This is a genomic window from Sulfodiicoccus acidiphilus (genome assembly GCF_003967175.1).
In the GTDB taxonomy this organism is placed as follows: domain Archaea; phylum Thermoproteota; class Thermoprotei_A; order Sulfolobales; family Sulfolobaceae; genus Sulfodiicoccus; species Sulfodiicoccus acidiphilus.
Map to the genome: position 1 here is coordinate 294,689 of NZ_AP018553.1, position 18,379 is coordinate 313,067.

Annotated in this window: 17 protein-coding genes; 12 read left to right on the forward strand and 5 right to left on the reverse strand. The window is 50.8% G+C overall.

Annotation, left to right across the window (positions count from 1 at the left end; all coding sequences use genetic code 11):
* The first annotated feature begins 5 nt into the window (after positions 1-5).
* Complete coding sequence (locus tag HS1genome_RS01720; RefSeq protein ID WP_126449241.1) at positions 6-770, forward strand: DUF2208 domain-containing protein; 765 nt, start codon at positions 6-8, stop codon at positions 768-770.
* On the opposite strand, the gene HS1genome_RS01725 is transcribed toward HS1genome_RS01720, so the two are convergent.
* Entirely contained in the window at positions 754-2,043 is a 1,290-nt protein-coding gene (locus HS1genome_RS01725; protein ID WP_126449242.1) for a cobyrinic acid a,c-diamide synthase CobB, read from the reverse strand. The two genes, HS1genome_RS01720 and HS1genome_RS01725, sit on opposite strands and share 17 nt — an antisense overlap.
* Before the next feature lie 316 nt (positions 2,044-2,359).
* On the opposite strand from HS1genome_RS01725, the gene HS1genome_RS01730 reads away from it, so the two are divergent.
* The 4 genes from HS1genome_RS01730 to HS1genome_RS01750 all read left to right on the forward strand — a co-directional run bounded on the left by HS1genome_RS01730 (position 2,360) and on the right by HS1genome_RS01750 (position 6,138).
* On the forward strand, positions 2,360-3,094 hold the full coding sequence (locus HS1genome_RS01730; RefSeq protein ID WP_126449243.1) for a DNA polymerase sliding clamp: 735 nt from the start codon (positions 2,360-2,362) through the stop codon (positions 3,092-3,094).
* A 6-nt stretch (positions 3,095-3,100) separates the two neighbouring features.
* Positions 3,101-4,063, forward strand: a complete 963-nt coding sequence (locus tag HS1genome_RS01735; protein WP_126449244.1) for a uroporphyrinogen decarboxylase/cobalamine-independent methonine synthase family protein — start codon at positions 3,101-3,103, stop codon at positions 4,061-4,063.
* Positions 4,060-5,088, forward strand: a complete 1,029-nt coding sequence (locus tag HS1genome_RS01740; protein ID WP_126449245.1) for a methionine synthase — start codon at positions 4,060-4,062, stop codon at positions 5,086-5,088. The genes HS1genome_RS01735 and HS1genome_RS01740 overlap by 4 nt, the downstream gene beginning before the upstream one ends.
* 591 nt (positions 5,089-5,679) lie before the next feature.
* The gene (locus HS1genome_RS01750) at positions 5,680-6,138 is read left to right on the forward strand and encodes a 30S ribosomal protein S15 (protein ID WP_126449247.1); all 459 of its coding nucleotides are present in this window, start codon (positions 5,680-5,682) and stop codon (positions 6,136-6,138) included.
* Between the two features lie 5 nt (positions 6,139-6,143).
* On the opposite strand, the gene rnhA is transcribed toward HS1genome_RS01750, so the two are convergent.
* Positions 6,144-6,593 carry a ribonuclease HI gene (gene rnhA, locus HS1genome_RS01755; RefSeq protein WP_126449248.1) on the reverse strand — a complete coding sequence of 150 codons (450 nt, stop codon included), beginning with the start codon at positions 6,591-6,593 and terminating at the stop codon, positions 6,144-6,146.
* Positions 6,594-6,631: 38 nt separating this feature from the next.
* On the reverse strand, positions 6,632-7,015 hold the full coding sequence (locus HS1genome_RS01760) for a CbiX/SirB N-terminal domain-containing protein (protein ID WP_126449249.1): 384 nt from the start codon (positions 7,013-7,015) through the stop codon (positions 6,632-6,634).
* Positions 7,016-7,082: 67 nt separating this feature from the next.
* Between HS1genome_RS01760 and HS1genome_RS01765 the strand changes: the two genes are divergently transcribed.
* The 6 genes from HS1genome_RS01765 to HS1genome_RS01790 are packed head-to-tail and all read left to right on the forward strand — an operon-like array spanning position 7,083 to position 10,591.
* Positions 7,083-7,712 carry a 30S ribosomal protein S6e gene (locus HS1genome_RS01765; RefSeq protein WP_126449250.1) on the forward strand — a complete coding sequence of 210 codons (630 nt, stop codon included), beginning with the start codon at positions 7,083-7,085 and terminating at the stop codon, positions 7,710-7,712.
* Between the two features lie 4 nt (positions 7,713-7,716).
* Positions 7,717-8,958 (forward strand): translation initiation factor IF-2 subunit gamma, encoded by a 1,242-nt coding sequence (locus tag HS1genome_RS01770; RefSeq protein ID WP_126449251.1) that lies wholly within the window; start codon positions 7,717-7,719, stop codon positions 8,956-8,958.
* Positions 8,937-9,335: a PIN domain-containing protein gene (locus tag HS1genome_RS01775; protein ID WP_126449252.1), complete on the forward strand. Its 399-nt coding sequence runs from the start codon at positions 8,937-8,939 to the stop codon at positions 9,333-9,335. Before HS1genome_RS01770 ends, HS1genome_RS01775 begins: the two co-directional genes overlap by 22 nt.
* 10 nt (positions 9,336-9,345) lie before the next feature.
* Complete coding sequence (locus HS1genome_RS01780) at positions 9,346-9,900, forward strand: DNA-directed RNA polymerase (protein ID WP_126449253.1); 555 nt, start codon at positions 9,346-9,348, stop codon at positions 9,898-9,900.
* Positions 9,900-10,100 carry a transcription elongation factor subunit Spt4 gene (gene spt4, locus HS1genome_RS01785; RefSeq protein ID WP_126449254.1) on the forward strand — a complete coding sequence of 67 codons (201 nt, stop codon included), beginning with the start codon at positions 9,900-9,902 and terminating at the stop codon, positions 10,098-10,100. Before HS1genome_RS01780 ends, spt4 begins: the two co-directional genes overlap by 1 nt.
* 23 nt (positions 10,101-10,123) lie before the next feature.
* On the forward strand, positions 10,124-10,591 hold the full coding sequence (locus HS1genome_RS01790) for a GTP-dependent dephospho-CoA kinase family protein (protein WP_158613665.1): 468 nt from the start codon (positions 10,124-10,126) through the stop codon (positions 10,589-10,591).
* Between the two features lie 55 nt (positions 10,592-10,646).
* On the opposite strand, the gene HS1genome_RS01795 is transcribed toward HS1genome_RS01790, so the two are convergent.
* Positions 10,647-11,888, reverse strand: coding sequence for a 2,3-bisphosphoglycerate-independent phosphoglycerate mutase (locus tag HS1genome_RS01795; protein ID WP_126449256.1), 1,242 nt, complete (start codon positions 11,886-11,888; stop codon positions 10,647-10,649).
* Entirely contained in the window at positions 11,885-14,041 is a 2,157-nt protein-coding gene (locus tag HS1genome_RS01800) for a CDC48 family AAA ATPase (protein ID WP_126449257.1), read from the reverse strand. The genes HS1genome_RS01795 and HS1genome_RS01800 overlap by 4 nt, the downstream gene beginning before the upstream one ends.
* 800 nt (positions 14,042-14,841) lie before the next feature.
* Between HS1genome_RS01800 and rgy the strand changes: the two genes are divergently transcribed.
* Positions 14,842-18,378: a reverse gyrase gene (gene rgy / locus HS1genome_RS01805; RefSeq protein ID WP_126449258.1), complete on the forward strand. Its 3,537-nt coding sequence runs from the start codon at positions 14,842-14,844 to the stop codon at positions 18,376-18,378.
* Position 18,379 lies beyond the last annotated feature (1 nt).

Here is an 18,379-nt window from a genome sequence, read left to right on the forward strand (position 1 = left end):
GGTCCATGTCTTCGTATCCTAATCCCTACAGTCCTAAGTACTTAGCCGTTTCGCAGGTACTGCTGGTAGTTCTCGCAATTGCTAATAGTTTCCTACCCAAATACTTCTTCCTGTTCTATATACTCTATCTCATCGGCACCTTCGCATTCATAGGCATCTTCACCTACAGGACTAACCCAATGATTAGGGATAGGAGTCTCATGAAGGAGGTAATGTCGTCAAGGAGCCTCCACGAGGAAAAGGACGTTCAGCAGCTCATAATGAACGATAGAGAGTACGTGAAGGAATTGACTGCACAGTCCTCTAAGATGCTTAAGTACATGCTATTTCTGCTGATTTACACTGTTGCAGTGATACTCGTCTACGACGACGTCTTGATCAAGGTAATAAACTCTCCAGCCTTCAAGGCTAACGACATCTACAGGTTCGTTATATACGTGATATACTTCGAGGCCCTCTTCGGGATAAGCTTCATAATGTCTAGGAGGGTCTTCCGGATGGGTAACATCAACAAGGTCGCTCCTAACAGCTACAAGATCACCGAGAAGGGAGTAGTTGGAAACGGTTTCCCATCGGTCACCATACACGGCGTCCACTTAGCTGATGCTGAGATCCGCGTCAACCCAGAGAACAAGTACGTGGAGATCGTTCCCTCTGACGCATCTAAGAAGTCCGTGCCTTACACGGTGAGACTTTACTCTAACGATGTAAATAAAGTGAAGGAGTTGTTGGAGAGAGTGAAGAAAATAAGCGTCAAGAAAGGAACTTAGGGAGATTGGCGAAGAGGAAGTGACTATAAGTTCCTAGGGCATTTTGCACCTGAAGTCCGTCCCAACCATCCCCTAGGCCCTTTCCTAGTCGATTTCTGAAAACGGGTCTTTCGTTGTAACTCACCACTTTGGAGACGTGGAACTCGTGTCCCCGTATTCGACTTCCCTCTCGACTAATCAAGTTGTCCTTTACGGCCTCCAGTTCCGTGTATCCTATGGTTAGTTTGCTCTTGGTCTCAATCTCCACATCTAGGGCACCGACCATTCTGTAGTCTCTTCCATCCCTAAGCAGCCTCTTGCCTAGGAACATTAGGCCTCCACACTCCCCGAAAACTTTGGTTCCCATGTTTATCTGCTCTAGGAGCCAGGTTTTGGTCGCAGTGGCGGCCTCCAACTCGGAAAGGTGCAGTTCAGGGTAACCTCCTCCTAGATATATGAAGTCGACCTCCTTAGGGACCTCGTTATTGAGCGGGCTGAAGAACTCTATTTCGTACTTACTTCTGATTGCGTCTAGGTTCTGTAAGTAATAAAAGCTGAACGCACTGTCGTAAGCCACCGCCGCCCTCCCTTTTTGCTCCCTGTTTTCCTCAGGAGCATCGGGCAAATCCCTCGCAGTTGTCGCTATATTCACAAGGTCATCCACGTCCAAGATCAACGATTCTTCTGCGGTCTTTACTATTCTCTCTGCCCTAGAGTTGTCCTCCACTGTTAGCAGGCCCAAGTGTCTCTCCTCGACTTGGATCTCCGCCCTCTTAGGTAGGTAACCTAAAGGCTTCACCCCTTCAGGCAGAGAACTGGCGCACTCTAAGTAGTGCCTCTCGGAGCTCACCTTGTTGAAGATCACGCCCTTCACTTCTGCCCCCCTGTAATCGATCAATCCCTTAACCACCGCTCCTGCTGTAGTTGACATCCCGCTGGCGTCTATTACCGCAACTATAGGTGTTCCGGTGACCTTAGCTAGTTCGAAAGTACTGTACTTCCCTCCTGCTCCATCGTACAGTCCCATGACCCCCTCTATTACACTGATGTCGAATCCCTTACCGTATTTAGCTAAGCTGTTCATCACTCCTTTCTCTCCCATCATCCATAAGTCTAGGTTAGCTGCGGGCGTACCTGTAGCAACTCTGTGATACCCTGGGTCTATATAGTCTGGACCGGCCTTGAATCCCCTCACTTTCTTGGTTTTCGATAACTTCCTCATCAAGGCCGCGGTAGCGGTGGTCTTTCCTGACCCACTCCTATCAGCAGCTATTATTACACGTGGAAGGAGCATGTGCAAGGGGGGCCGTCCAGTCTAATGACTTTTAGCCTCCTTCAGAGAGCTGTTATAAGCCTGGGAGATTGAAGGGTGGCATGGAACCTGCCTTTTAAGGCGGTGATGGATAACCCCTTTGTGGAAGGGTCTTGACAACAAAAAGCCCCCGCTAACTTATCTAAAACTTACTAGGCGACGTTTAAAAGATCTTACTCAGTCGAACCACCTCCTTGTCTGTTTAAGGTCGTGGTTGTGAAGCAAGAAACTTGGCTCTTCTGAGAGATATCCCGCTTGGCCGTTACGTTTTAATCCAAGATGTACAGAGTCCTCGTTCGTGAAAGTTGTATACTCTGACGCACTCTCGTTCAGATCGTTGGTACAGACCATTAGTTCCTTAGTAGACGAGGCCGCTTTCACGTTCGATCGGGATGGAGTGGTTGTTGTTGCCATGGACCCAGCTCACGTTTCTATGATAACGGTAAAGTTGGGAACTGTGTTCTTCTCATCGTACGATGTTGCGGAGAAGTTCGTGTTCGGATTCAATACCCAGTACCTACTGAGGCTCCTGAAGTTCCTGAGGAAGGGAGATGCGTTGGAGATCTCTTCCGACCCCTCGGGTTTGGTTATACTCAACGTTAACGGAAAGGTACCTAGGAGATTCTTGCTCAGGAATCTATCGGTTTCTTCTCCTAATTTACCTCAGCTCAAGATGGAGTTCGACGTAAGGGCAGTGGTCAGTTCGGAAGCTCTGTTTAGAGCAATAGATCAAGCGTCGGCCGTGAGCGACGCGGTGACTTTCACAGTTGACGAGTCATCTTTGAGGATCGTGGCTGGTGAAGAAAACGCGTTGGAGGTGGAACTCTCGAAAGATATGGGGGCGCTGAGGGAGGTATCCATGAAGAAGAAGTCAACTGCTTCTTACTCTTTGGACTACCTCAACGGTATCACGGGTTTAGGTAGGATGTCTAAGGAAGTTGAGCTCCAGTTTTCTGAGGAGAAGCCCCTCCAGCTGAACTTCCCAGTGGACGGTGGAAACGTAACGTATTTATTGGCACCTAAGCTCTCTTGACGTGCAATGAAGACGGCGTTACTGGGGAGCTTTCCAAGGTCTAGGGTCATTTCTAAACACGTTTATCAGTACAGGCAAGGGAAGTTCCCAGAAAATAAGCTCATGGAGGAGGTATCACGTGCAACTGGTAAGCTCATGGAACTCGCTAAGGGGGCGTCATTGGACTACGTAACCGGGGGGAATTTCCTCTGGGACGACATAGTTGACATGGCCTGTTCCCAAGTTTACTGTGGTGAAAGGAGAGAGCTGGTCAGGTTCTACGAGAACAACTTCTACTACAGGGAGCCTATGGTAAATGGACCTCTGGAGGTGCGGGATCAGGAGTACGTGAGGGCCTTGAGCATTTTTAGGAAGGAGTTCGACGAAAAGCTAAGACATGGAGAGAGCAAGCTGAAGGCCTCTTTCTTAGGTCCTCTCTCGTTCACCTCACTCTCTCAGGATTCTCACTATGGGGACAAAGTAGAATTAGCCTTCGCCTACGCTAAGGCAGTAAACCAAGTAATGAGGGACTCCGAACCCTTAGTTGATGTGATGGAGATACAGGATCCTTCAATCTTTGATTCGAAGGTAGATAAGAAGTTGAGGGCCAGGTTAGGGGAAATCTATCAGACTGTTACAGCTGGGGTTGGAAAAGAAAAGCACTTAATCACCTACTTCTTCCTTGAACCATCGCTTTTGAAGGAGTTCTTTGAACTGCCCGTAGACGTTTACGGAGTGGACCTGGTGGAAGGAAAGGCGAGGGTAAGGCAGGTGTATCGGTTCACCAGGGGGAAGAGGTTCTACTTAGGCCTCCTTGACGCTAGGTCCACGAAGCTTGAGAGGATTTCTACTTTGAGGAGGGTGGCCGAGAGGTTCAGTGAGAGGGGTGCTGTTGACGTCGTGATAGGTTTTAATTCCTTCGCCGACTTCATCCCTGAGGTGGTCGCAGTAAGGAAATTGAGGCTCTTGGGTAAGGTGAAGTCCAAGTGAGTTCAACTCTCCCCCTTCTTCCAACAACTGTCATAGGAAGTTACCCAAGGCCTAAGTGGCTAAGGGAGGCCCTACGCTTAAGGTCCACGGGCAGAATGAAAGAAGAAGAACTGAGGGAAGCGTTCGACGATTCTGTACAGGTAGTATTGAGAGAACATGGACTTGCCGGAGTTGACGTCCCTACCGATGGAGAGATGAGGAGGGACGAGATGGTGGAGTTCTTCGCGGAGAGACTTGGAGGATTTAAGTTTTACGGGCCAGTTAGAGTATGGGGAGCCAACTACTACAGGAAACCCTCAGTGGTAAGCAAGGTAAGTTACAGAGAACCGATGTTGGTTGACGAGTTTAAGTACGCCAGCTCAGTATCTTACACTCCCAACCTCAAGGTTACAATCACTGGTCCCTATACCATGGCCGACTGGTCCTACAACGAATATTACAAGTCTAAGGAGGAGCTAGCTCACGATTTGGCTAAGGTCATGAATGCAGAAATGAAGTCGTTGGTAGAGGCTGGCGCCAAGGTTATTCAGGTTGACGAACCTGCTATACATACCCACAAGTCTGAGGTGGATTGGGCAGTACACGTAGTCAACGAGTCAGTTAAGGGTATTAACGTTAAGGTTGTCCTTCATGTATGCTACGGAGACTACTCCATAATATTTCCTAAACTTAATGAACTTTTAGTCGATCAAGTGAATCTGGCGTTGAAGAACTACGATTACGAACCAATCAAGTTACTGAAGAGGTACAGAATTGAAAAGGAAATAGGGGTGGGAGTAATAGATGTCCATACCAATAGAGTGGAGACACCCGATGAGGTCGCCAAGGATCTAAATAGAGTATTGAAGTACCTAGATTACCTTCCTCCTCACAAGTTCTGGGTGAATCCAGACTGCGGTCTCAAACTCCGCCCCAGGAAAGTAGCATTCGAGAAGTTAAAGTCTATGGTCAACGGCACATTGGCATTGAGGAGCAGGCTTAAGTCCACCGAGGAACCCACACTCAAGCCCTTGTTTAGTAGGTGATGAGGAGTTTTCAGACGATATTCATGAATAGGGAAGAGACCCTTCACTTTCAATTCTGAATGTATTAGGGGTGGGAGCCACCCTCGGTGACGCGTAGTGGGCGGCTTCCTCTGGAGTATTAACTAGGTATCCAGTAACATTGTTCACGACTTGGAGCGGTATTCCTCCGGTATTGTCGCCTATTACGGCCTTCCCCTTCCATAAGGCCTCGCGCCACCCTCGGTGACCGTTGAGCTTCACTCTTCCCCGTTGGGCGAGGTGTGTGACGAAGCAGGAAACCCGCGTCAGGGCAGAAGTAGTTTACCAAAGGTCTCTTCGGAGTCGTTGGCGACTTTCCATTTCAATTGAGGATTCAATCAGCTTAAGAAGGGTTAGGGTATCGCTCAACCTCCCTACACGATTCGCAGATGTCACATTGCTAGCCCTCACAGAAAGGAGTTTTTCTCTGGGATTTTGACTACTTTAGATATACTGTAAACTAATTGTGTAGAAGTGATAAGCGGGGAGAATCGCTAATGTGTCGGGGAGGAAGTGAGGCTAGTTCTAGAGAGCTAGGTAAATTTTATTAGACGTGTGGAGGCAGTACCACCAATGAACAAGAAAAGACCTAAGGGTTCATCACATTCGACCAGGCCGGTCAGAGCTGGGGCTCCCAAGTGGGTCAGATTCACTGATGAGGAAATTGGTGTGTTAGTGGAGGAGCTAGCCAAGAGAGGCTACGGTCCATCCATGATAGGTCTAATACTAAGGGATCAATACGGCGTACCTTTAGTGAGAAGGGTAGCGAACAAGAAGTTGACCCAAATTCTGAAGGAAAAGGGCCTCGCCCCCGAAATTCCTGAGGATTTGTTCAACCTAATAAGGAGGGCCGTTAGAGTAAGGAAACACATGTTTAACTACCCTAGGGACAGGGCAGCAAAGAGGGGATTAGAGGAGATAGAGTCAAAGATAAGGAGGCTTTCCACCTACTACAAGAGAACAGGTAGACTTTCCTTGGACTGGACCTATGACCCAGCTAAAGCAGAGCTTCTAGTAACTGGAGCCTCCTAAGGAAACTAGCTTTGGCAACCGACCTTGGTTAGCTCCCCCCTCTTTGCCAGCTCGTACGCTTTTCTGGTCATGGAGTCTGCTTCCTCGTTCTTTTCGCGGGGTATCCACTCCACTTTCACGCTTCTAAAATGCTCTAGTAACCTCCTTGCCTCGGTGTAAAGCGGTTCAATTCTACTAGACTTAACCTTATACTCACCCCTTAGCTGTCTGATCACCAACTGACTGTCTCCGAAGATCTCGACCTCCGTCACTCCGAGGCTTAACATCCTCTTCAGGAGGCATATCAAACCCGTATACTCTGCCACGTTGTTGGTAGAGTCGGAGGTCCAAGGTTCGGCAGCGAGACCGAAGCCTTGTTCCTTTCCGAGTTCAGTCACCATCACGTATCCGAAGGTCGCTATCCCACCGGGGTTAACAGGTTCACAGAGTCCGTCAAAGAATCCTTTTCCTCTCAACTAGACCTCTTGAAGACTTCAAGAAATATAAGGTGTTCTCAGGCCGTAGGGGTTCTGATTGCCTGCTTAGCCCTCTCCGCTAATAGCCCAGCAACCCTCTCGTCCACTCCTAGAGGTTCTGCTATGGCGATTCTCACTCTCTTTCCCTCCACTTCACAATATCCATCTCGAACTCCCAATAGCCTGGGTACATCCCTCTTGAAGTGGGCACCTGCAGCGAAGAGAAGTGGTACAGCAACTACCTCAGTGGCCCCTTTTCTCACCAAGTTCTCGAACGCTTCTCTTAAGGTGGGGGTGTTGAACTCTATGAAGCCGTACTCGACGATACTGAAGTCTCTCCTTAGAAGCTCTGCGTACTTGGTTGCCACCTCCTTCCACGAGCTTTCTCTACTCCCATGAAGAACTAAGAGGACACCTAGCATGAGTTGTCCATTGGGGACTAGGCTTTTATATACTAGTTAAGAGTCCTACTCGGAAGGTGTATATAGAGTGCCAGATTTCAAGGTCAGCATTAGCGATCCCGGAACTAAGGGCGGGAAGTCTTTGAACCTGAAGGTGAAGTCGTCGCAAAAGGTGAAGCCAGGAACTGGAGAAAAGGAAGGGAGGACTCTTCCGATTGCCTTGTTGAATCCAGAGGTTGTGAGACAGTTGGATTTAGCTGGCTTCTTATCTCTAGAGGCGTCAGGAGCCGAGGGAAAGAAGGTAAAGGTGCACTTTGCAGTGCAGTTGGACCAAGAAGTCCCTCGCGACGAGGTCTGGGTGAGCGACGCCGTAGCCGAGAAGCTTGGCAACCAAGAGGTTAAGGCATATAGGACAAGGGCCTTCCAACTTACCCTCGACCAGGGAAAACTATCTCAGTTAGTTGGGGTGAAGTTAGGAGACGAGGTAGACGGTTCCATATTCGGAATTCAGGGGGTAAAGTTGAGGCTGACGGGTGGTTCTGACGTAGCGGGCTTTCCTATGAGGTTCGACGTAATGGGACCGGTAAAGAGGAAGGTGTTGCTCTCAGGACCCCCTGGATACCATCCCGAGGAAGAAGGAATAAGAAGAAGGAAACTGGTCAGGGGTAACACCGTCAGTACCGAGCTCTCTCAGCTTAATATGGTAATAGTAAGGTGAGCATTTGACTTGGCCTAAGGTCCAGCCTGAAGTCAATGTAGGTGTAGTCGGACACGTAGACCATGGGAAGACTACGTTAGTTCAGGCAATAACGGGAGTGTGGACCGCCAAGCACTCAGAGGAACTGAAGCGAGGCATGACCATAAAGTTGGGCTACGCTGAGTGTAGCGTAGGCCTATGTGAATCCTGCAGGAGACCCGAGGCCTACGTTGTAGAGCCATCATGCAGTGGTTGTGGGAGTGATGAGGAACCTAAGTTCCTAAGGAGGCTTTCATTCATCGATGCTCCAGGTCACGAGGTATTAATGACCACCATGCTCTCGGGGACCGCGCTAATGGACGGTGCAATACTGGTCGTTGGCGCAAACGAACCTTTTCCACAGCCACAGACTAGGGAACACTTCGAGGCCTTGGGGATAGCAGGGATAAAGAGACTCGTCATAGTGCAAAACAAGGTCGACGTAGTTACTAAAGACGAGGCACTCAAGAATTACGAGCAGATAAGGAGGTTCCTAAAGGGAACCTGGGCAGAGGACGCCCCCATCATTCCCGTGAGCGCCCTTCATAAAGTTAATATAGATGCAGTGATAGAGGCCTTAGAAACTTACGTTAAGACGCCAGAGAGAGATCTCACTAAGGTTCCCATAATGCTCACCATAAGGAGCTTCGACGTCAACAAGCCGGGTACCTCAGTTGGAGACCTCAAGGGAGGAGTATTGGGAGGAAGTATTATCCAGGGTGTGTTGAAAGTGGGGGACGAGATCAAGGTGTTGCCCGGAATAGAGAAGCACGGCGAAACGGGATACGAGCCCCTTTACGCGACTGTAGACTCTCTGAGGTTCGGGGACGTTGAGGTCGAAGAGGCTAGACCTGGCGGACTCGTCGCAGTCGGAACTTCGTTGGATCCCTCACTGACTAAGGCGGACTCTAGGATAGGTAGCGTAGTAACGAGGGCTGATGCTGAAGTTCCGGTCCTCTCTCACATCACTTTAGAGTACACACTCTTCGAAAGAGCTGTAGGGACCAAGGAGCTAGTCAAGGTGGACAGTATAAGGCCGAAGGAGACCATAATGCTAAGCGTAGGTGCTGTAACCACAGTTGGAACAGTCACTGGTGTAAAGGGCGACCAGATAGACGTTCAGCTCAAGAGGCCTGTACCCGTGTGGGGGAATGGCCTTCGCGCTGTAGTGACTAGGAATATTGGAGGAAGGTGGAGGTTAGTAGGATGGGGAACAGTCAAGGTGTAGTGGTTGACACAAACGTGCTACTTTACGTTGCCGATGGGTTGCAGCCCTTTGAAGAAGTGAGGACACAGCTCGGAGGAGAAGTCAAGTTCATTGTGTTGAGGGAGGTTCTGAGGGAATTGGAACTCCTCTCCAAGAGGAATCAGAAACTCAGAATAAAGGTCAATGTTGCAATGGAATACCTTGATTCTCATTGTGGCGAATGGATCTCGGAACACTCTACTGGAAAGGATGCAGACTCCGCTATACTCGCTTTCGCTAGGTCTAATGGGTACGCGGTCATGACAAACGACGTAGAATTGAAGAAGAAAGTGAGGGACGCCAACTTGACCCTCATATTTATAAAGGGAAAAGGTGTTACTTCGACGGTATTAAGCTGAGGTGAAGTTGGTGTTTAAACTTGTTAAGGCTAAGGGAATAGTAAGGATCTCTCCCGAGTTCTTCGGAGAACCACTGGAGCAAACCGTTCTTGAATCCCTCAGGCAGGAGTATCAAGAGAGACTGATAAAGGATCTAGGTTTAGTTTTGGCGGTGATGGACGTTAAAGTCAGTGAAGAAGGGAGAATCATATTAGGCGACGGTGCTACTTATCACGACGTCGAGTTCCAGCTTCTGACCTTCGTTCCAGTACCGCAGGAAGTGGTAGAGGGAGAGGTTGTGCAGACAGATAACATAGGTATATACGTCAACATAGGTCCAATGGACGGACTGGTACACATTTCCCAAATAGCCGACGAGAACCTAAAATACGATCCCAATAGGGGAATCTTAGTGGGAGAAAGGACTAAGAGGATAATAGAGGGAGGGGACAAAGTGAGGGCAAGGATAGTCTCCATAAGTGCCCCCTCAGCTGGCAGGCTACCTAGAATAGGACTCACCATGAGGCAGCCTTACTTGGGAAAAATAGAGTGGATAGAGAAGGAAGTTACTAAGGTGACTAAGTGATGTCTTCTAGGGCCTCTCTCAAGGCCTGTAGGAACTGCAGGGCACTTCTCCCTTCTGACCAGAATAAGTGTCCCGTCTGTGGTGGAGAGAGCTTTGCCAACGAATGGCGGGGAGTCCTCATTGTGTTCTCCGAAAAGTCTGAGTTGGGCTCAGCTGCGGGCGCCCTCAGGCCGTGGAGGTATGCAGTGAGCCTAAAGTGATGTGTTTCACCCCTCCGTCTTCCATGAGGCCTGAACTCTCTAGACCTTACGGGATCCTCTTCATAAACGACGACGCCCTCGTTTCTTTCCTCATTAGGTTCAACGGAGTCATAACAGTCGGGGATTATGTAACGTCGATCTTGAGGAACAGAGGAGTTAAGCCCGTCCTGAGCGTAGTAGACGGAACAACGCGAAGGGTCAGTTTTTCCTCATCAATAACTTTTCAAAAGGAAGTGAGAAACCCCCCAAGCACTATATCTCTCGAGGCCTTCAAGGTTATAGCTGAAGCGTTGGAGAGGAGAGGTGGAGAGACGATAATGGTGAGGGGCGAGGAAGACATGTTAGTGATTCCGGTACTACTCCTCGCTCCAGAAGGGGACGTGGTGGTCTATGGGCAGCCTAAGGCCGGGGCAGTAGCGTTGGAGGTCTCCCAGCCTATGAGGTGGAGGGCGTCCTCACTCCTTCGAGCTATGGAGGTTAAGGAGTGTTGACATCCGACCTGCGCGGGTTCATCACCTTTCAGCCCTTGTCGAGCCTCTTCACCTCCTATTCCCCGAACTTCTGAGCCCTGTTGGAGTAGTTCAGCAATAAGTTCATTAGGTCTAGTCCTCTCACTCTTAAGCTTCCCCTCTTAGCTCCCCCTTCGTCGAAGTGTGAGACATCCTCCCTCGTTAATCGATTTGGACAATGGATCATCAGTGGTACGGGGTCTCCCGAGTGTTCCTTTAGCTCGACGGGGGTGGAGTGATCTCCTGTAACTGCCACTACCAGTTCCTCTCCGAAGTTCATCAAGACCTCTCCTACCGCTTTATCGATTCCCTCGATAGCCTCCACCTTCTGCTTAGCTAGTCCATCGTGGGAGGCGGCATCTGTGGCCTTAACATGAAGGAGGACGAAGTCCTTTTCCCTCAACACCCTCGCGGCTTCCCTCCCCTTGGATAGGTAGTCCGTATCTAGACCTCCAGTAGCGCCTGGCGGAGTGTGAGACTCCAACTCCAACGCTTTACAGATTCCCCTAATTACGGCTGTAGCCGTAACGCAAGCTCCATCCATTCCTGTCCTACTTCTCAGGGAGGGAACAGCCCTATACTTCGAGGCCCCCCTTAGGAGCAACACGTTCGCTGGAGGTAACCCCTCTCGCTCTCTGTCGGCGTTTAGCCGGCTGTTCCTGAGTACTTCGTGAGCTCTCCGCGTCAACTCGTTGATTACCTTACACGTTCTGAGGTCCCTCTCGTCACTCGTTAGGGGAGCACATGGGTTGAGCTTTAGACCCTCCTCGTGCGGATCCGTATCGCTGACCTTCTCTCCTAGGTCCCTTCCAGAGAGTACCACCGCTAGCCGGTGTTCAGTTCCCCTGTAGAACCTGACCTTCACTCCGAGGACCTCACCGATCCTCTCGTTCAACTCTTTTACCAGCTCTCCTGCTTCCTTGAGGTTCCTCCCCGCTCTCCTGTCCTTGACTACCATGTCCTCGTTCACTGTTGCGAAGTTCCCTCTGAGGGCCACGTCTCCCTCCGAGAGTTCCGCCCCTGCTCCCAGAGCTTCGAACACTCCTCGGCCGGAGTAGTAGTTGAAAGGATCTAAACCGAGGAGGGCTAGGTGCGATGTGTCACTTCCAGGTCTCACGCCTGGGGCAATGGGATCCATGAGCCCCACCACAGAGTTCCTCAAGAGAAGGTCGATGTTCTCTGTTCGTGCTACCTGAAGGGGAGTTTTGTTCCCTAGGACTTCGATTGGTCTATCCCCGAGCCCATCCCCCACTACCAGTAGTACCTTATATCTCCTCACACCGCACTCCTCTTCAGTTCCTTGGCCAACCTCTCATATCGTTCTATGTCAGCCCTACTTAGGGAGGGAGTCACGACCTTCATGGCCTTCTCGAAGTATTCCATACCTATTGGCCTGACCTCGAATTTTTCCCTCAACGCAATCATTACTGCCTCCCTCACGAGGGCCTCTAGGTCCGCCCCCGTGTAGCCCTCAGTCCTGTCCGCTAGTTGCTCTAACGAGAAGCTTGGGTCCAGCTTAACTCCTTTGGTGTGGATTTTCAATATGTCCAGCCTCGCTTGCCTGTCAGGAGGCGGGACATAGATCAGTCTGTCGAACCTTCCAGGCCTGAGGAGGGCTGGATCAACTATGTCTGGTCTGTTAGTAGCTCCAATGACGACGACTCTGTTCAGAGGAACTATTCCGTCCATTTCGGTCAAGAGTTGGTTAACTATCCTCTCTGTGACGCCAGAGTCCCTCCCAGCACCCCTGATTGGAGTGATCGAGTCTATCTCGTCGAAGAATATCACCGCTGGGGCCGCCTCCCTGGCCTTCCGGAATATCTCCCTCACCGCCTTCTCGCTCTCCCCAACCCACTTGGAGAGAACCTCGGGGCCCCTCACTGCCACAAAGTTGGCCCCGCTTTCCGTGGCCACCGCCTTGGCCAGCAAAGTTTTACCTGTACCAGGTGGGCCGAAGAGAAGTATCCCCTTAGGTGGCCTTATTCCCATTTGCTCGAACACGTCGGGCCTCTTCATGGGCCACTCCACTGCCTCTTTCAACTGTTGTTTAACGTCCTCTAATCCACCAACGTCACTCCACCTGACCGTCGGTACCTCAACGTATATTTCCCTAAGTAGGGAAGGCTGCACGACCTTCATCCCATTTAGGAAGTCCTCCATCGTGACTTGGAGTTCCTTCAGTGCTTCCGATGGGATGGTGGATTGTTCTAGGTTTATCTTGCCAGTTCCAATGAACCTTCTCAGGGCACTGAGGGCCGCTTCCTTGGCCAGTGCCGCTATGTCGGCTCCAGTGTATCCGTTAGTCATCTCCGCTATCTTGTCCAAGTTCACGTCAGCCGCCTTGGGCATGTTCCTGGTGTGGACCTCCAAGATCTCTCGTCTGGCCTTCACATCAGGTGGTCTTATCTCTATCTCCCTGTCAAACCTTCCAGGCCTCCTGAGAGCTGGGTCGAGGGCGTCAGGTCTGTTGGTTGCCCCAATCACTACTAGCCTTCCCCTACCCTTTATTCCGTCCATGAGGGTGAGCAGTTGTGCCACTACCCTCTTCTCCACTTCACCCGTGACTTCCTCCCTCTTGGGAGCTATGGCATCTATTTCATCTATGAAGACTATGGATGGCGCGTTCTTCTCAGCTTCATCGAATATCTCCCTGAGCCTCTGTTCGCTCTCACCGTAGAACTTGCTCATTATCTCGGGACCGTTTATGGAGGTGAAGTAGGCCCCCACCTCGTTCGCCAACGCCCTAGCCAATAAGGTCTTCCCAGTACCTGGAGGGCCATAGAGCAGTATCCCATTAGGAGGCTCAATCCCTAGGTGCTGAAACACCTCTGGATGCCTCATCGGCCACTCTACGATTTCCCTTATTTTCTCCTTAGCCTCCTCCAAGTCTCCTATGTCCTCCCACGTCACCTTGGGGTAGGCGCCGGCCTCCTTCACTGGCTCCTCCCTGAGTTCTACGGACGTCTCACTGGAAACGTAGACGTAGTTAGAGGGTTGAGTGTTGATAACCACGACCTCGAGCGTTCCCGTGTAGATTGGCAGTGGAATCACTTCACCCTTAGTTACTGGTTTGTTCATTAACTGGTCCTTGACGTAGTCTATAAACGACTGATCGAACCTTATCGGCTGCGTGGGGGCCAGCACCACCTTGGCCGCTGGCGTTACCTGTGCCCTCGATACCGTGACCTCGTCACCTATTGAGACGTTTATCGTTTTCCTCAAGTAGCCGTCTATCCTTATCTCGTTGGTTCCAATGTCGTAACTTGGGTACACTTGGGCCAGCGCCGATCCCTTAGGTCCCTTTATCTCCACGTAGTCTCCAGTTTCTATCCCTCCCTTCCTCATTGTGACTTCAGATATCCTCGCTATCTTCCTTCCTACGTCCCTCTGCTTTGCTTCAACCACCTTAAGTTTGAGTCCGTTGGAAGCCATTGCTAACTTTTCTCCAGCGAGGTATTTAAGTGAACTCTTCTGGACTATAATCATTCAACCATTTACAAAATAGGTGTTGGGGAAAGCCTCCAGTGGAGGCGCCTCCATTTAAATTCAGTCTCATGTTCAGTCTCAGGGATTTTTCGGTGGAGTTTCTCTCCCCAGCTCGACCGAGAGCTCACTAAACTAGGGGAGAGACAATTAACACCTCTTCGCTCCCTTTCGTGGGATCTGGAGGTAAGTCGACGAGGATCCCCCTTTCGTGGAGGGGGCTCCAGTGCTCTCCTCGATAGACGTAACCCCGAACCGACGGTGGAACGACAAGCCCTTGGAGGTAAACCCCCCAGGGCGGGGAGGAAGTCAGCGTACAGCTCGTCATAGGGCAAAAGCTCTCGTGCCATCCTTCGAATGGACGTCGGCCTCTTTCGTTGTTGGACCCATGGAAAGGCCTCGCAGAAGCACTAGGGTTCTTCTCCCGACGTCCGTTGAGCAGAACTTGAACTCACGTTAGTTTCCGTACTTTCACATTCGACCTCGCGGACACCCGATGTCGCGGTCCACCCAGGAGGAGTTAAGCAGGGGAGGTGCGTCGAGAGGGAAAGTGAGTTCGTGGCCCCCATTCTGAAGAAGAGCTGGTCAACGATGCCCCTTCGAATCCCGTCTTCATAAATAACGTGGAAGTCGATTTTCGTCGCAGCGTGAAGTCACTCCCTTCAAGGCCAGCTAGGAAGTTAGGACATGCACCTTCGGTACCCCAATTTATAATATAGAGAGTCCCAACAAAAACTCTCAGGTTAAGCTTGGTTGAGGCGGTCTACGCTCGCTCGTGTCCTAACTGCGGAGGGGACATTCGAGCGTCCAGGTTGACTTTGGGCTCATGTTGCAGCCGGTGTATAGAGGAGGACGTTGAGTTCCCCAGCTTGAACGTCCTTCTAGCTACTCTGAGTCGAAGCGGCAAACTCAAGTTCCTGAGAGAGGAAGAGATGGTACTACGAGAGCTAGACTCCCTATCTACCTACTTCAGGGCCATGACAGGTTCGACCCTAACAGGTCCCCAGAGGTCTTGGGCCCTCAGGTTTCTGAGGGGAGAGTCCTTTTCAATCACGGCCCCTCCAGGTATGGGTAAGACTACCTTCGGTCTCTCAGCTTCCATTTTCAACGCGGTGAGGGGTGCGAAGAGTGTCCTAGTGTTTCCGACTAAGAGTCTAGTATCACAGGCAGAGGTTAAATTGAGAGACGTCACGTCAAAGCTTGGACTTTCGGTCAAGTTCGTTTCGACGGTGAAGAAGGAGCCGGAGGGTGAAGACTTCCACATTCTACTCACGACCTCGAAGTACGCCATGCTGCATAGGGAGCTAGCTAACCACGACTTCAGGATGATCTTCGTTGACGACGTTGACGCCGTCACTAAGTCTAGGAAGAGCACTTACATGCTCCTAGAGTTGGCGGGGTTTTCTAAGGACGAACTCTCCTCATTGAGGGACGCGTCTAGGGAGGGAGATTCCCTGAAGGTTAGGGAGATAAGGGAGAGAGTCCTTAACGGGAAAGTAGTAATTCTGTCCTCGGCCAGCGTCACAAGGGTGACACCAATAATAAGCTCGGCACTAGGATTGAGGCCTGGCGGTACAGCGATATACTCGAGGAACATAGTTGATACCTACATGGAGTTCCCAAGCGATGTAGCGGTGGAGCTCAAGAAGGTATTGAGGACTCTCGGCACAGGAGGACTCGTGTACGTCTCTGTCGACAAGGGAATGGAGCTGGCAAAGCGAATCCACGAGGAGCTCTCCGAGGAACTACGAGTTGGCCTAGTTAACTCCACGTCATCTAAGGCCGTGGAGCGGTTCAGGGGTGGTGAGCTTGATTACTTGGTGGGAGTGGCCACCCACTACGGGCCTCTCGTGAGGGGATTGGACATGCCATCGAGAGTGAGGTACGCTATCTTTGTAGGTGTTCCGAAGTTCAAGTTCGTATTGGGAGAGAAGATGCACCCTCTAGCGGCATTAAGATTGTTAGTAACTTTAGCAAGCGTGAAGAGGTTAACCGAACTCTACTCTTTAGTAGGGCAGATGAGGAAGAAGCTTAGGACGCTCTCACCCTCGGCCCTAGCGGTGGTCGCTAACGCTATACGCGAGGGTAAATTGGAAGACAAAGTCTTCGCTAGGGTGTACGATGTCGTTCAGAGGTCCTTGGAGGACAAGGAGACGCTACAGAGGATGATGGAAGCGGGAGGCTTTGTACTTCAGGATGGATTGTTGCTACTTCCAGACTACGTCACCTACCTCCAGGCCAGTGCTAGGACCTCTAGGCTCCTCGGTGGTGGCCTTACCACCGGACTAAGCGTGGTACTAGTTGACGATTGGAGGTTGTTCTCGGCTTTCAAAAATAGGCTCTCATTCGTCCTCGACGACGTGATCTGGTATCCTTTGAACTTGGCAGAAGGCAAGGTTGGAGACAAAGAACTTGGGGACCTCATGAGCAAGATCGACGAGGAGAGGAACGCGGGAGTACAGGACGAGTTGAAGCTCAGGACGGTCCTCTTCATCGTGGAGTCCCCCAACAAGGCCAGAACTATTTCCAACCTCTTCGGTAAGCCCGCTGTGAGGGAGCTGAATGGACTGAGGGCCTACGAGGTTATGATAGGGGACGCACTAGTTACGGTGACCTACTCTGGTGGACACATTTACGATCTCACGACCCGGGAAGTGGACTTGCACGGAGTCAGAGTCGTGGACGATGGAGTCAACTTCGTCCCGCAGTACGACGCTATCCTAAGGTGTGGTAACGGTCACAGCTACGTGCCCTCCGATTCGGAGGGTTGTCCAGTGTGCAAGTCAACGCTCGTGTCTGTGGATAAGTTACAGGTCGTGAACTCCCTCAGGAGGCTCTCGATGGAGGTGGACCAAGTGTTGATTGGGACGGACCCAGATACAGAGGGGGAGAAGATCGCCTGGGACGTTTACCTCAACTTGAGGCCCTTTAATACTAACATAATGAGGGCCGAATTTCACGAGGTAACTAGGAAGGCTGTTCTGTCGGCCCTGAGAAGCCCAAGACTCATGAACCTGAACTTGGTTGCTTCACAGGTTGTGAGAAGAATAGAGGACAGGTGGATAGGCTTCGAGCTATCGCAGAGACTGTGGAGGGAGTTCTGGCCCCAGTACTGCAGGTCCCGCGGCTTCGAACAGTGCGGTGAAAACAGATGGCTTAGCGCAGGCAGGGTTCAAACACCCGTCTTGGGTTGGATCATAAGGAGATACAACGAATATCAGGACACCAAGGTAAGGGCATACGCCCTAGAGTTCGACGGCAAATTCCTGGTGATCGACAAGGCACCTGGAGTTAGGAAGAACTCACAACTCACGGTAAAGATAGGTGAGGTAAGTGAGCACGTAGATATCTTCGGACCGCTTCCACCCTACACCACGGACTCTATGCTGACTGACGCCTTCAGATTCCTGAGACTAGGGGCTGGGGAGACCATGCGTCTCGCTCAGGAGCTCTTTGAGTTTGGTCTCATAACGTACCACAGAACAGACAGCACGAGGGTCTCCGACGTGGGGATCTCTGTAGCGAGGAACTACCTAACCGAACTGTTGAGTGAGGATGTGAGTAATGTATTTGAGCCTAAGACGTGGGGGGAGGGAGGAGCTCACGAGGCCATCAGACCCACGAAGCCGGTGGACGTAGATCAGTTGAGGGTACTAGTAGAAGAGGGAACCATAACACTACCAAGGCCTTTGGAGTACGATCACTATCGTCTCTACCAGCTCATTTTCAGGAGATTCATTGGGAGTCAGGTCAAGCCAATAACTCTCGTGAAGCAAGAAGCCCCGTTCGAGGTTCACAGCAAGAATGGGCAACTTGTCAGTAGGGGGAGATTGGAGTTCATCGTAGATGTGAAGTACCCAGATCCTAGATTGTCTGGTAGGACGTTCTCTCCTCCTGTAAGAACCCAGCCTCCTCTCAAACCTGGAGAATATGTAGCAAAGGTAACGAGGTCCTTCCTACGTAGTCAGGTGGAATTATATACCCAAGGGGACGTTATCACTGAGATGAAGTTGAAACAGGTGGGTAGGCCCAGTACCTACTCCACCATAATGGGTAAACTGTTGGAGAAGAGGTACGTCATGGAGAGTCGTTTCAGTAGGAGGCTGATTCCCTCTAGGCTAGGTGGCGAGGTCTACAACTTCTTGACCTCGAAGTATGGGGACTTCGTGTCTGAAGAAAGGACGCGGAAGTTACTGGAGCTTATGGACCAAGTCGAGGAGGCGAAAGTCGACTATAGAGATGTTTTGATGCAGTTATATTCTGAAATTAAGAACATTAGAGGGTGAC

Coding starts and splice junctions, on each gene's coding strand:
- HS1genome_RS01735 (WP_126449244.1), top strand. CDS start 3,101: ATGAAGACGGCGTTACTGGGGAGCTTTCCAAGGTCTAGGGTCATTTCT.
- HS1genome_RS01790 (WP_158613665.1), top strand. CDS start 10,124: ATGAGGCCTGAACTCTCTAGACCTTACGGGATCCTCTTCATAAACGAC.
- HS1genome_RS01750 (WP_126449247.1), top strand. CDS start 5,680: ATGAACAAGAAAAGACCTAAGGGTTCATCACATTCGACCAGGCCGGTC.
- HS1genome_RS01775 (WP_126449252.1), top strand. CDS start 8,937: ATGGGGAACAGTCAAGGTGTAGTGGTTGACACAAACGTGCTACTTTAC.
- HS1genome_RS01760 (WP_126449249.1), bottom strand. CDS start 7,015: ATGCTAGGTGTCCTCTTAGTTCTTCATGGGAGTAGAGAAAGCTCGTGG.
- HS1genome_RS01720 (WP_126449241.1), top strand. CDS start 6: ATGTCTTCGTATCCTAATCCCTACAGTCCTAAGTACTTAGCCGTTTCG.
- HS1genome_RS01800 (WP_126449257.1), bottom strand. CDS start 14,041: ATGGCTTCCAACGGACTCAAACTTAAGGTGGTTGAAGCAAAGCAGAGG.
- HS1genome_RS01725 (WP_126449242.1), bottom strand. CDS start 2,043: ATGCTCCTTCCACGTGTAATAATAGCTGCTGATAGGAGTGGGTCAGGA.
- spt4 (WP_126449254.1), top strand. CDS start 9,900: ATGTCTTCTAGGGCCTCTCTCAAGGCCTGTAGGAACTGCAGGGCACTT.